The organism is Streptomyces sp. TM32 (assembly GCF_004122755.1).
In the GTDB taxonomy this organism is placed as follows: Bacteria; Actinomycetota; Actinomycetes; order Streptomycetales; family Streptomycetaceae; genus Streptomyces; species Streptomyces sioyaensis.
Genome location: NZ_SDIG01000060.1, coordinates 1 through 13272, shown reverse-complemented (window position 1 = coordinate 13272; position 13272 = coordinate 1). Strand labels below are relative to the sequence as shown.

Here is a 13272-nt window from a genome sequence, read left to right as displayed (position 1 = left end):
GTCGTTCCCGTCGTTCCCGTCGTCCCCGCTGCCCCCGTGTGGCCGTTCCCGCACCGGCCGGCCGTCCCCCGCACGCTCACTCAGTCTGTGCCGCCGCGGTGCGTGCGGCCACCGCGGCCCGGACGTGCGGACCGCGGCCCCGGCCCTCTGGAAGGCATCCGCCGCCTTCCAGAGGACCGGTCCGCCGCGCCGTCACAGCGCGTCCGGCCCCCGCTCGCCGGTCCGCACCCGTACCGCGTCGTCGACGGGGACGCTCCACACCTTCCCGTCACCGATCTTGCCGGTGCGGGCCGCCTTGACGATGACGTCGACCAGCTCCTGGGCGTCGGCCTCCTCGACCAGCACCTCGATGCGGATCTTCGGGACCAGGTCGACGGTGTACTCGGCGCCGCGGTACACCTCGGTGTGCCCGCGCTGCCTGCCGTAGCCGCTGGCCTCGGTGATCGTCAGTCCGTGCACGCCGAATGCCTGGAGGGCGTCCTTCACCTCGTCCAGCCGGTGCGGCTTGATTACTGCCGTGATGAGCTTCACGCGTTCACCTTCTTCGTCAGGGTCTCGCCGAGTCGGCCGACCGTGCCACCGCCCGCGCCGGTGAAGTCGTACGCGGTCTCCGCGTGCGAGGCCTGGTCGATGCCGGCGACCTCCTCGTCCTCCGCGACCCGGAAGCCCATCACCAGGTCGATGACCTTGGCAAGGACGTACGAGACGACCAGCGAGTAGAGCAGCACACAGACCACACCGACGGTCTGCTTGCCGAGCTGTTCGAAGCCGCCGCCGTAGAACAGGCCCTTGGCCTTGCTCTGTACCCCGCCGGTGGCGAAGAAGCCGATCAGCAGCGAGCCGACGACACCGCCGACGAGGTGGACACCGATGACGTCCAGCGAGTCGTCGTAGCCGAGCTTGTACTTCAGATTGACCGCCATGGCACACAGCACACCGGCGATCACACCGACCGCGATGGCGCCCAGCGGGCTGACCGCGCCGCAGGCCGGGGTGATCGCGACGAGTCCGGCGACCGCGCCGGAGGCCGCGCCGAGCGTGGTGAACGAGCCGTGCCGAAGCTTTTCGTAGGCCAGCCAGCCGAGCATCGCGGCGGCGGTGGCGACCTGGGTGTTGACGAAGGCGACCGCGCCGACGCCGTCGTCGTTGCCGAGCCAGGAGCCGGCGTTGAAGCCGAACCAGCCGAACCACAGCAGTCCGGCGCCGAGCATGACCAGCGGCAGGCTGTGCGGCCGCATCGGGTCCTTCTTGAAGCCGACGCGCCTGCCGACGACGAGGATCGCGCCGAGCGCCGCGGCACCGGCGTTGATGTGGACGGCCGTACCGCCGGCGAAGTCGATGACGCCCAGCTTGAAGAGCCAGCCGCCGTCGGCCCACACCCAGTGGGCGACGGGGAAGTAGACGACGGTGACCCACAGGGCGATGAACAGCGCCCAGGCGGTGAACTTCACCCGGTCGGCGAGCGCACCGCTGATCAGCGCGGGCGTGATGACCGCGAACATCAGCTGGAACACGGCGAAGACATAGATCGGGATGGTGCTGACGCCCCACAGCTGGGTCAGGCCGATCCCGCTGAGCCCGGCGAAGTTGCCGTCCCAGCCGATGAAGCCCCCGCTGTCGGTGCCGAAGGCCAGTCCGAAGCCGTACAGGACCCACAGGATCGTGACGATGCCCAGGCTGATGAAGCTCATCATCAGCATGTTGAGCACGCTCTTGACCCGGACCATGCCCCCGTAGAAGAAGGCGAGACCGGGGGTCATGATCATCACCAGTGCGGAGCAGATCAGCATGAATCCGGTGTTGGCCGGGCTGAGTGTCACCTTGTCTGCTGCAAGCGTCAGGATGCCTGGGGGCATCGGCGTCTCCTCGTCGTCGATGCGGCCCGTGCGGGCGTGTTTCTGATGGGCCGACTTCGCGATGAGGTTGTCGCAGCACGGTTTCGGCCAAACCTTGCGGGTGTTTCACCGCCGTGACGAAGAGCGCTTTCGTGTTACGCCCCCGTGAACTGCGGGATGGGCCCCACTTTCACCCGTTCACTCCACAGCAACCCACAATTGAGCAACCCCCACGGCGAGCAACCACCTCCGCGAAAGCGGCGCCGGCTTAGGCGCAAAGGCGAGCCCGGCCGCGGCTGCCGCCCGCGTGACCTGGCATGGGGGAGCCGAGTCGGGCTGTACGGGGCGGCGGCCGCGGCCGGTGTTCCTGGGGAGGCGCGCCGTCAGACGGCCTCCGCGGTTTCCGGCAACTGGCGGGCGAGCTCGTCGCTGAGCCGGATCACCTCGGCGACCTCGCCGAATTCCCGCGCCGCGGTGTCCACGGTCTTGCGCAGCCGGGTGTTCACCCGCTCCGAGCGGACCTGCCGGGCGAACGGGATCGCCTGCTGCGCCATCGCCGCACAGGCCTCCGGCTCCTTCTGCAGCAGATGCACGGTGGCCATCCCGATGAGGTTGAGCGCATACGAGCGCTGGTGCTCGGGATCCTTGCCGAACAGCTCCACCGCGCGCGCCATCACGGGCTCGGCGAGCGAGGCGTACGTGGGGCTGCGGCCGGCGACATAGGCGAGGTCACGGTAGGAGTGGGCGTTCTCCGCGTTCAGCTCGGCCTCGGAGAAGAAGCGGATCCAGTCCGGCTCGGGCTCGCCGGGCAGGACGTCCGAAAAGGTGTCCTCGGCCATCCGGACGGCCCGCTTGACCTTGCTGGGCTGCCCCATTCCGGCGTAGGCGCGGGCCTCCATCGCATACAACATCGCCTGGGCGCGCGGGGTGGCCGTCTCCCGGCTGCCGTACTGGGCGAGGTGGATCAGCTCCAGCGCGTCGTCGGGCCGGCCGAGGTGGATCATCTGCCGGCTCATGCTGGAGAGGATGTACGAGCCCAGGGGCCGGTCGCCGGCTTCCTTGGAGGCGTGCAGCGCCAGCACGAAGTACTTCTGCGCGGTGGGCTGCAGGCCGATGTCGTAACTCATCCAGCCGGCCAACTCGGCGAGCTCGGCGGCGACCTTGAACAGCCGCTTGGCCACCGGCTCCGGCTGCGGCTCCTGGAGGAGGTCGGTGACCTCGTGCAGCTGACCGACCACGGCCTTGCGCCGCAGCCCGCCGCCGCACTGCGCGTCCCACTGGCGGAACATCACGGTGGTCGACTCCAGCAGGTCCAGCTCCGGCTGGGACAGGCGCGCGGGCCTGCGGTGCCGGTCGGGCTCCTCCGCACCGCCCTGGCTCGCGGGCACCGGGACCAGCCAGCGCTGCATCGGCTCGATGAGGCTGGGTCCGGCGGCGAGGGCGAGCGAGGTGCCGAGGAAGCCGCGGCGCGCCAGCATCAGGTCGCTGCGCGAGAACTCGCTGATGAGGCCGACCGTTTGGGCGCCCGCCCAGGGCAGGTCCACCCCGGAGACGGACGGGGACTGGTGCGCGGAGCGCAGCCCGAGCTCCTCGATGCCGACCACGCAGCCGAAGCGTTCGGAGAACAGCTCGGACAGGATCCGCGGAATGGGCTCACGTGGCTGCTCGCCGTCGAGCCAGCGGCGCACCCGTGAGGTGTCGGTGCTGATGTGGTGGGCGCCCATCTGGCGCGCCCGGCGGTTGACCTGGCGGGCCAGCTCGCCCTTGGACCAGCCGCTGCGCATGAACCACGAACCCAGCTGTGCGTTGGGTTGTTTGACGGCGTCGGTGCCGCCCGTGCCGCCGTTGCCGCCCACTGGAGCCCCCATCCCGAATAGCTGACTTGGTGCGCTTACCCGATGTCCGCGGCGAACCACCCGCAGACTGCCGCCCGTTGCGGCGCGTGCCGGGGGTACCTCTACCCGATCACGGTTTCCGGGCACACCTTTTGGCCTGGGCTCGACCCGTGCGTTGCCATCGGCATACCCGTGCGAGGAGTGCCTCGCGGGGCTCGTGCACCGAAAGTAATCCTACGATCACTCCCGCCGCGAGGGCGATCGAGGAAACGCCACCATTCGCCACCCCTTCGAATGAACTCCCCGCCCGGCTCTCGCGATTGACTTGACACAGGTCGAACGCGGCCGGGCGGAACGGAGCACGCAAGGGCTCACACCACGCTCCGCACCACCCGGCGCGCCATGTCACACCACCCGGTACCGCGGACAGTCAACGGAGCGTGAACGGCGCCACGACGTCAACCCACCGACTCGTAACCACTGGCACGCACCACCCGTTGGAGGGGGCATGGGCTTCACGATCGGCGGCATCCGAGAGATTCGTTCCGGCTCCCGGCGCCGCGCCCGCTCGACCGAAATCTCGGCGGTGGCGGAGTACACCGGGCTGTGGGGCTGGGACGTCGCCCCCGGCGCCCGGGCGGTGCGCGCGGGCAGCGGCCGTACGGACTGCTCGTGCGGCGCCGCCGACTGCCCCTCCCCCGGTGCCCATCCGCTGGCCTTCGGTGAGGAGCTGACGGCCGGCGCCACCTGGGAGAAGGCCGGCGCGGCCTGGGCGGAGACGCCGGGCGCCGCGATCCTGCTGCCGGTGGGCCGCTCGTTCGACGTCCTCGACGTGCCGGAGGCCGCGGGCCGTAACGCCCTGGCGCGGCTGGAGCGGATGGGCCTGCCGCTGGGCCCGGTCGCGCTGACCCCGACCGGCCGGGCGCAGTTCTTCGTCGCCCCCGGTGCGGCCGGGCAACTCCCCGATCTGCTCTACCGGATGGGCTGGGACGACGCCGCGCTCGACCTGCGCCCCCTGGGCCCGGGCGACCACCTCACCGCACCGCCCTCCGACCTCGGCGGCCACGGCCCGATGCGCTGGCTGCGCCCGCCGACCCTGGACACCGCGGACCGGCCGCCGCAGGCGCGGCTGATGGTGGGCATCCTGGCGTACGTCTGCCATCGGTCGGCGGCCTGAGCAGCGGCCGGAACATTCTGCGGGCGGGATCCGCCCGCTCCTACGGCCCCTCCCGCCCCGCTCCCGCCCCGCGCGCCCGGCCGGACGCCCGTCGACGGCGGCCGTGCGCGGGCCGGCCCCCTGCCCCGGGGGACTCCCGGCGGAACGGCTCCGGCCCCCGGCGCCCGCCGTGTGCGGGTACCGGGGGCCGGGGGCTGCCGGGGCGTGGCCTCCTTGCGGCGGCGTCAGTCGATCAGGGCGTCCACGAAGGCCTCGGGTTCGAACGGCGCCAGGTCGTCCGCCCCCTCACCCAGGCCGATCAGCTTCACCGGCACGCCCAGTTCGCGCTGGACGGCGACGATGATGCCGCCCTTGGCGGTGCCGTCGAGCTTGGTGAGCACCACGCCGGTGATGTCCACGACCTCGGCGAACACCCGGGCCTGGACGAGGCCGTTCTGGCCGGTGGTGGCGTCCAGGACGAGCAGCACCTCGCCGACCGGGCCGTGCTTCTCGACGACCCGCTTGACCTTGCCGAGCTCGTCCATCAGGCCGGTCTTGGTGTGCAGCCGGCCCGCGGTGTCGATGAGGACGACGTCGGCGGACTCGGCGATGCCTTCCTTCACCGCGTCGAAGGCGATGGAGGCGGGGTCGCCGCCCTCGGGTCCGCGGACCGTACGGGCACCGACCCGCTCGCCCCACGTCTGCAGCTGGTCGGCGGCGGCGGCGCGGAAGGTGTCGGCGGCACCGAGGACCACGGACTTGCCGTCGGCGACCAGGACACGGGCGAGCTTGCCGGTGGTGGTGGTCTTGCCGGTGCCGTTGACGCCGACGACCATGACGACGCCGGGGATCTCGTCACCGCCGTTGCCGATGCCGTTGGCGGTGTGCACGGAGCGGTCGGCGTCCGTGCCGATGAGGGTGAGGAGCTCCTCGCGCAGCAGGGCCCGCAGGTCCTCGGGGGTGCGGGTGCCGAGGACCTTGACCCGCTCCCGCAGGCGCTCGACCAGCTCCTGGGTGGGGGCGACGCCGACGTCGGCGGTCAGCAGGGTGTCCTCGATCTCCTCCCAGGTCTCCTCGTCGAGGTGTTCGCGGGAGAGCAGGGCCAGCAGGCCCTTGCCCAGGGTGTTCTGGGAGCGGGAGAGCCGGGCGCGCAGCCGGACCAGCCGGCCCGCGGTGGGCTCGGGGACCTCGACCGCGGGCGCGGCGGGTGCCTCGGGCTCGGCGGCCGGTGCCTCGGCCACGGGGGCCTCGGCGGTGGGCAGCGTGACTTCTTCGATGGTGCGACGCTCTTCGTCGCGGGGGGTCTCGGCCTCCTCGCCGACATGTGGTTCGGCGGGGGGCGCGGTGACGGAGGGCTTGGGGGCAGCCGGCGGGGACGGCGGCAGCCGCTTCTTCTTGCGGCCGCTGACGACGAGCCCGCTGATCGCGCCGAGCACGACCACGGCAATGATGACGGCAAGGATGACGGTTTCCATAACCCCTCCAGTATCAGCCACGCCCCGGCGCCGGGGACCGCACGCGCCGAATCCGCACGGGCCCCGTCCCGGACCTCCTCCGCGGGCGCGGTGTGGCCGGATTCCTCCCCTGGCCGGGCTGTCGGACGCGCGCCGAGAATCCGGATGCGGGGGCTCCGAGGGGAAGGGGCGTGGATCTCCCCGGCGGCCGGTGCTCCGGGGGGACCGTGGCGGCCGGTGGCCCAGGGGCGGACGGGGCGCCCTGCCCACCCCGGCGTTCCGCCTGGTCGGGACGGCTCGGCTGGACCCTTCGACGATGCTGGGCAACACTCGTTGTCGTCGTCGGGTCCAACGGCGCAAAGAGGCGGAAGTTGGATCAAAGTACGATGGTCCACGGCCGCGCAACGCGCGTAGAGTCCTGGCAGCAAAATTCCGGCCAGGCACCACAGCCGCTGCCTGCACCTCCTCTCCCTGGGGGTGCCTCCAGATCCCCGCTCGGAGATACCTGCACCATGGGCACCACGTCTGCTTCCACGCCCGACATCGAAGGCGCCGTCGAGACCCGCGGCATCGAACCCGTCCCCGACAACGAACGGAAGGGCCGTGTCCGCGAGCTCTTCCCCACCTGGGTCGCCGCCAATATCAGTGTGCTGTTGCTCACCATGGGCGCCGCTCTCGTGGTCACCAACGGGCTGAATTTCTGGCAGGTCCTGCTGGTGGCTGCGATCGCCGCCACCGTCGCCTTCGGCATGGTGGGCGTGCTGTCGGTCTCGGGCAAATGGGGCGGCGCGCCCGGCGCGATGCTCTCCCGTGCCGCTTTCGGCGTGCGCGGCAACTACTTCCCCGGCGCGATCCTCTGGGTCGCCCGCTTCGGCTGGGAGACGATCAACGCGGTCACCGGTGCCTACGCGGTACTGACGGTGCTGCATCTGCTCCTCGGCATCGAGAGCAACAACGTCCTCGTCGTCGTCACCCTGCTCGCCTTCGTGGCCGTGACCTATCTGGTGAGCGGGATGGGCCGCAAGGCGCTGAACGTCTGCAACAAGTACTCGACCTATCTGTTCGGCCTGTTCAGCATCATGGTGCTGATCTATCTGGTCGCCACGATGGACTGGGACGCCGTCTTCGCCAAGAAGGCCGGCACGACCGCGATGGTGATCGCGGGCGTCGGCACCATCGCGGCCGGCGGGATCAGCTGGGTGCCGACCGGTCCCGACTTCGCGCGCTACCTCCCGCACTCCGCGTCCGGCAAGAAGATCGTCACAGCCACGGTCTCCGGAGCCGCGCTGGTGCTGCTGCCGATGGTGCTGATGGGCGGCGTGATGGCCGTCTCCAACCCGAAGCTGGCCGGCCAGAACACCGACCCGATGTCGTTCCTCGGCAACATCCTGCCGTCCTGGCTCGCGGTGCCGTACCTGATCACCGCGCTGGTCGGCATGGTGCTGATCAACAGCCTGTCGATGTACTCCGCGGGCTTCACCGCCCAGACCATGGGCGTCAAGCTGCCGCGTGCCCTCGCGGTCAGCATCAATGCCGTCATCAGCCTGGTCGGCGGCCTGTTCATGATGCTGGTGGCCAAGGACTTCATCGGCCAGTTCATCGCCTTCCTGACGTTGCTGGCGGTCTCCTTCTCCGCCTGGATCGGCGTCTACGGCGTCGACATGGCCCGGCGGCGCAAGCTGGCGGTGCGCTACGACGCCGACAGCCTGATGAACACCGGCCGCACCAGCCGCTACTGGTACACCGGCGGCTTCTGCTGGCAGGCCATGACCGCCTGGGCCGTGGCCCTCGTCGCGGGGCTGTGCTTCACCAAGGTCCAGTGGTTCACCGGGCCGTTGGCCACGACCTGGATCGGCGAGAACGGCCTGGGCTGGGCGGCCACGATCGCGCTCGCCGCGGTGGTCTTCGCCGTGCTGCCGGCGCCCCGGGAGACCGTCCCGGCGGCCGCGGGCGAGCCGTCGGCGGCGGACCGCCGGCCGGTCGAGGTGGGCTGAGGCCGTCCGATCCCGTCCGGCCGGACCCCCCGTCTAGCCACCTGACGCCCCGTCAGCTAACGTCCCCTTCGCCCATCACCGGCGAAGGGGACGTCTGTTATGTCCGCCCTGCCCGTCACGGTCCTGCGCTGCAACCTCGTCGACCCCGCGCCCACGCCCGCCACGCTGTCCGCCCGCTACCGGGCGGCCGTCGAGATGGCCGCGTTCGCCGACGACCGCGGCTTCACCATGGTCCAGACCGAGGAGCACCACGCCACCGCCAACGGCTGGATCCCCTCCCCGCTCACCTTCGCGGGCGCCGTCTTCGGCGCCACCCGCCGTATCGGCGTCACCGTCTCCGCCCTGATCACCCCGCTGCACGACCCGCTGCGGCTGGCCGAGGACATCGCCTCGCTCGACCTGCTCAGCGGCGGCCGGCTGACCACGGTCGCCGGCCTCGGTTACCGGCCCGAGGAGTACGCGGCACACGGCAAGGACTGGCGGCACCGCGGTGCCCTCCAGGACGAGGTGCTGACGGCCCTGCTGTCCGCCTGGACCGGCGAACCGTTCACCTACCGGGGCCGTACGGTCCGGGTCACCCCGCGCCCGTACACCCGGCCGCACCCGCTGCTGCTGATCGGCGGCAGCTCACGGGCCGCGGCCCGGCGCGCCGCCCGCCTGGGGCTCCCGTTCTTCCCCAGCGCCCGCCTCCCCGACCTGGAGGCCTACTACCACGAGCGGCGGGCGGCCTTCGGCACCGAAGGCCGGGTGTGGCAGCCGCCCGAGCGGACCTCGCTGCTCCATGTCTCCGAGGACCCGGACCGCACCTGGGCCGAGTACGGCGGTCATCTGCTGCACGAGGCCCTGACGTACGCCTCCTGGCAGTCCGCCGGCATGCGCTCCGCGGTGCGTTCGTCCGCCCGGGACGTCACCGCGCTGCGCCAGGAGGGCGTCTACCGCGTCGTCACCCCCGAGGAGTGCCTGCGTCTCGCCCGGCAGACGGGCGGCGAGGGCTCACTGATCCTGCATCCGCTGTGCGGCGGGATGCCGGTCGACGAGGGCTGGCGCTCGCTGCATCTGTTCGCCGAGCGGGTGCTGCCCCGTCTCAAGGCCGGCGGCCAGGACTGACGGCCGGCGCGCCCCCTGCACCGGCACCGGCCGCACACCGGCGGGCCGCCGCGTGCGCCGTACGGGAGGGAGGCCGTACGCCGCGCCCCGGGGGGAGCGGCATGCGCCGACGGACCGTATACCGGAGCGGGCACAAAAGACGGGTACTGCCCGGGGTCCCTGATGACCCGGGGCAGTACCCAGTAGCGAGGAGACAGGCTGGCGGGGGGTTAGCCCATCTCCTCCAACGCCTTGCCCTTGGTCTCCTTGACGTACTTCAGCACGAAGGGGATCGAGAGCAGAGCGAAGATCATGTAGATCACGTAGGTACCCGAGAGGTTCCAGTCCGACAGGCTCGGGAAGCTGGCCGTGATGGCCCAGTTGGCGATCCACTGCGCGGAGGCGGCGACGCCCAGCGCGGCGGCACGGATCTTGTTCGGGAACATCTCGCCGAGGAAGACCCAGACCACCACGCCCCAGGAGAGCGCGAAGAAGAGCACGAAGGCGTGCGCGGCGATCAGGGCCACGGTGCCTTCGGTGGTCGGCAGGGTGCCGGCCGCGGTCTTCGCGGAGAACGCCCAGGCCTCCAGGCCGAGCGCGAGGGCCATACCCGCCGAGCCGATCAGCGCCAGCGGACGGCGGCCGATCCTGTCGACGAAGATCATCGCGATCACGGTGCCGATGATGTTGATGATCGACGTGGTGAAGCTGTAGAAGAACGAGGCGCTCGGGTCGATGCCGACGGACTGCCACAGCGCCGAGGAGTAGTAGAACGCGACGTTGATGCCGACCAGCTGCTGGAAGACCGACAGACCGATGCCGACCCAGACGATCGGCAGGAAGCCCATCTTGCTGCCGAGCAGGTCCTTGAACGACGACTTGTGCTCGCGGCGCATCGCGTCCTGGATCTCGACGACCCGGGTGTCGAGGTTCACCGACTTGCCCTCGACCTCGGCGAGCACCTCCTTGGCGCGGGAGACCTTGCCGACGGAGATCAGGTAACGCGGCGACTCGGGGATCACGAAGGAGAGCAGACCGTAGAGCACGGCCGGGACGACCATCACGCCGAGCATCCACTGCCAGGCCTCCAGGCCGGCGATCTTGCCGCGCTGCTGGCCGTCGGCGAGGTTGAGGATGCCCCAGTTGACGAGCTGGGAGACGGCGATGCCGACGACGATCGCGGCCTGCTGGAACGAGCCGAGTCGGCCGCGGTAGGCGGACGGCGAGACCTCGGCGATGTAGGCCGGGCCGATGACCGAGGCCATACCGATCGCGAAGCCGCCGATGATCCGCCAGAAGGCGAGGTCCCACAGGGCGAACGGCAGGGCGGACCCGACGGCGCTCACCGTGAACAGCACGGCGGCGATCTGCATCACCCGGATGCGGCCGATGCGGTCCGCGACCCGGCCGGCGGTGGCGGCACCGACGGCGCAGCCGATCAGCGCAACGGCGATGACCTGGGCGAGGACGGCGGACCCTACGTCGTAGCGGCTGCGGATCGCCTCGACGGCACCGTTGATGACGGAGCTGTCATAGCCGAAGAGGAAGCCGCCCATCGCGGCAGCCGCGGTTATGAAGATGACATGGCCGAGATGCTCGGGGTGGGCCTTACGGCCTTCCGGGACCGTCGGCTGCGCGGTGCTGGTCAACGTGAACTCCAGTGGCCCGGCTGCGCTGCCGGGCGTCGGGGGCTGGCCCTTCAGTGATCGTTGGGGGAACCCACCACTTGAAGGTAAAAGCAACGTTGCAGAGACTATGCCTTCAAGTTTCGAAGTCAATAGGCCGTGATGAATTTGTTTCGCCGCCACCCAGGTGGTCATTCATTCAAGTTATGTACTGATGGGTCGTCGGACACTCCGCGCGATCACCGCAGGCGCTGGCTGATGACCTTGGAGACTCCATCGCCCTGCATGGACACCCCGTAGAGGGCGTCCGCGACCTCCATCGTGCGTTTCTGATGCGTGATCACAATCAGCTGCGAGCTCTCCTGGAGCTCCTCCATGATCCGGATCAGCCGCTGCAGATTGGTGTCGTCGAGCGCGGCCTCCACCTCGTCCATCACGTAGAACGGGCTGGGCCGCGCCTTGAAGATCGAAACCAGCAGCGCGACCGCGGTGAGTGACCGCTCCCCGCCCGAGAGCAACGAGAGCCGCTTGACCTTCTTGCCCGGCGGACGCGCCTCCACGTCCACCCCCGTCGCGAGCATGTCGCCCGGGTCGGTCAGCACCAGCCGCCCCTCGCCGCCCGGGAAGAGCCGTGCGAAGACGCCCTCGAACTCGCGGGCGGTGTCGTGGTACGCCTCGGTGAAGACCTGCTCCACCCGCTCGTCGACCTCCTTGACCACCTGCATCAGGTCGGCCCGGGTCTTCTTCAGGTCCTCGAGCTGCTCGCTCAGGAACTGGTGCCGCTCCTCCAGCGCCGCGAACTCCTCCAGCGCCAGCGGATTCACCTTCCCGAGCTGCTGATACGCCCGCTCGGCCGCCTTGAGCCGCTTCTCCTGCTCGGCCCGGACGTAGGGGACCGGCTGGTTGCGCGGGTGCTCCGGGTCCTCCGGGAGCACCTCGCCGTCGGCCGGCGGCGACGGGGGAACGAGCTGCTCAGGACCGTACTCGGAGATCAGCCCGGCCGGCTCCACCCCCAGCTCCTCCAGTGCCCTGGTCTCCAGCTGCTCGATCCGCAGCCGTTTCTCGGCGCCGAGCACCTCCCCGCGGTGCATCGAGTCGGTCAGCTTGTCCAGCTCCGACTTCAGCTCGCGGCCCTGGTTCCGCGCGGTCACCAGGGCCCCTTCCCGCTCGGCCTTGGCCCGCTCGGCGGCGGCGCGCTCCTCCTCGGCCCGTACGGCCGACACCTCGACATGCGCCAGCAGCTGCCGGGCCCCGGAGGCGACCGCACCGGCCACCTCCGCCTCGTGCCGCAGCCGGGCCCGCCGCCGCTCGGCCCGCGCCCGTGCCTCGCGCTCGGCCCGCGCCCCGCGGTCCAGCGCGTCCGCCCGCCCGGCGAGCGCCTTGACCCGCTCCTCGTGCGTCCGCGCCTGGAGCCGGGCCTCCATCTCGGTCTGCCGCGCGTTGGCGCCGTCCGCGGCCAGCCGGTCGCGTACGGACGTATCGGGCTCCTCCTCCCCCGCTCCCGGGTCCTCCTGGGCCACCGCGAGCCGCTCGGCCAACTCCTCGGCCTCCTCGGTGGCCCGCGCCAGCGCCTCCTCGGCCCGGGCGGCCGCCGCACCTGACCGCTCGGCCTCCCCCGCGGCCGCCCGCGCCTGCCCGCCGAGCCGGCCCAGGTCCCCGGCGATCTTCGACTTCTCCCGGTCCGCCGCCCGCCGCCGCTCGGCCAGCTCCTCGACCAGCGCGGCACACTCCGTACGGCGCTCCGTCGCGGCCCGCTGCGCCTGTGCCAGCTCCTCGCAGCGCCCGGCCAGCTCGTCCAGCTCGGCCGCCGCCTCGTCGACGGAGGCCTGCACCTCCAGCAGACTCGGCGCACCGGCGGAGCCGCCCTGCGCGAAATGCGCCCCGAGCAGATCGCCCTCGCCGGTCACGGCCGTCAGCTCCGGACGCGCGGCCACCAGCTCCTCGGCGTCCTCCAGCGTCCCGACCACCACGACGTCCCGCAGCAGACGGGCCACGGCGGCCGACAACTGCGCGGGTCCGGTCACCAGTTCGTCCGCCGGTACGGGCGCCGAGCGGGGGCCGGGGACCCGGTGCACGGCGTGCCCACGGGACTCCGGCTCCCCGGCCGCACCCTCAGGACCGGCCGGCACGGCCCCGCCCGGAGCCCCGCCGGCTCCCTCAGCCCCCTCGGCCGTCGAGAGCGCGGCGACGTCCACGGCCTCCCGCGCCTCCACGGCCCGCGCCGGCCCGGGCACCCGCCCCGTCCCGCTCCGGCTCCCGCCGCACAGCGGATGCAGGATCAGTGAGC

Annotated in this window: 9 protein-coding genes; 3 read left to right on the top strand and 6 right to left on the bottom strand. The window is 71.4% G+C overall.

The genetic code is table 11. From position 1 onward, the window contains the following. Positions 1–192 precede the first annotated feature (192 nt). From EST92_RS15700 to EST92_RS15690, 3 genes are all read right to left on the bottom strand, one after another. The gene (locus EST92_RS15700) at positions 193–531 is read right to left on the bottom strand and encodes a P-II family nitrogen regulator (RefSeq protein WP_129281559.1); all 339 of its coding nucleotides are present in this window, start codon (positions 529–531) and stop codon (positions 193–195) included. After that, on the bottom strand, positions 528–1856 hold the full coding sequence (locus EST92_RS15695; RefSeq protein ID WP_129281558.1) for an ammonium transporter: 1329 nt from the start codon (positions 1854–1856) through the stop codon (positions 528–530). Before EST92_RS15695 ends, EST92_RS15700 begins: the two co-directional genes overlap by 4 nt. Before the next feature lie 362 nt (positions 1857–2218). Continuing rightward, the gene (locus tag EST92_RS15690) at positions 2219–3703 is read right to left on the bottom strand and encodes a hypothetical protein (RefSeq protein ID WP_129281557.1); all 1485 of its coding nucleotides are present in this window, start codon (positions 3701–3703) and stop codon (positions 2219–2221) included. 475 nt (positions 3704–4178) lie between these two features. Here EST92_RS15690 and EST92_RS15685 point away from each other — a divergent pair, with 475 nt between their 5' ends. Further along, positions 4179–4847 (top strand): bifunctional DNA primase/polymerase, encoded by a 669-nt coding sequence (locus tag EST92_RS15685; RefSeq protein ID WP_129281556.1) that lies wholly within the window; start codon positions 4179–4181, stop codon positions 4845–4847. Between the two features lie 224 nt (positions 4848–5071). Here EST92_RS15685 and ftsY read toward each other — a convergent pair whose 3' ends face one another. Further along, positions 5072–6301 carry a signal recognition particle-docking protein FtsY gene (gene ftsY, locus EST92_RS15680; RefSeq protein ID WP_129281555.1) on the bottom strand — a complete coding sequence of 410 codons (1230 nt, stop codon included), beginning with the start codon at positions 6299–6301 and terminating at the stop codon, positions 5072–5074. 491 nt (positions 6302–6792) lie between these two features. Between ftsY and EST92_RS15675 the strand changes: the two genes are divergently transcribed. Next, positions 6793–8274: a cytosine permease gene (locus EST92_RS15675; protein ID WP_129281554.1), complete on the top strand. Its 1482-nt coding sequence runs from the start codon at positions 6793–6795 to the stop codon at positions 8272–8274. A gap of 99 nt (positions 8275–8373) precedes the next feature. Further along, positions 8374–9381: an LLM class flavin-dependent oxidoreductase gene (locus tag EST92_RS15670; protein WP_129281553.1), complete on the top strand. Its 1008-nt coding sequence runs from the start codon at positions 8374–8376 to the stop codon at positions 9379–9381. A gap of 209 nt (positions 9382–9590) precedes the next feature. Here EST92_RS15670 and EST92_RS15665 read toward each other — a convergent pair whose 3' ends face one another. Then, positions 9591–11009, bottom strand: a complete 1419-nt coding sequence (locus EST92_RS15665) for a sugar porter family MFS transporter (protein WP_129281552.1) — start codon at positions 11007–11009, stop codon at positions 9591–9593. Positions 11010–11224: 215 nt separating this feature from the next. Then, on the bottom strand, positions 11225–13272 hold a 2048-nt coding region (locus EST92_RS15660), incomplete at its 5' end, for an AAA family ATPase (protein ID WP_174244027.1).

Excerpts from the sequence above, each read along its gene's own strand:
- EST92_RS15690 (WP_129281557.1), bottom strand. The coding sequence starts at position 3,703 with ATGGGGGCTCCAGTGGGCGGCAACGGCGGCACGGGCGGCACCGACGCC.
- EST92_RS15685 (WP_129281556.1), top strand. The coding sequence starts at position 4,179 with ATGGGCTTCACGATCGGCGGCATCCGAGAGATTCGTTCCGGCTCCCGG.
- ftsY (WP_129281555.1), bottom strand. The coding sequence starts at position 6,301 with ATGGAAACCGTCATCCTTGCCGTCATCATTGCCGTGGTCGTGCTCGGC.
- EST92_RS15670 (WP_129281553.1), top strand. The coding sequence starts at position 8,374 with ATGTCCGCCCTGCCCGTCACGGTCCTGCGCTGCAACCTCGTCGACCCC.
- EST92_RS15675 (WP_129281554.1), top strand. The coding sequence starts at position 6,793 with ATGGGCACCACGTCTGCTTCCACGCCCGACATCGAAGGCGCCGTCGAG.
- EST92_RS15695 (WP_129281558.1), bottom strand. The coding sequence starts at position 1,856 with ATGCCCCCAGGCATCCTGACGCTTGCAGCAGACAAGGTGACACTCAGC.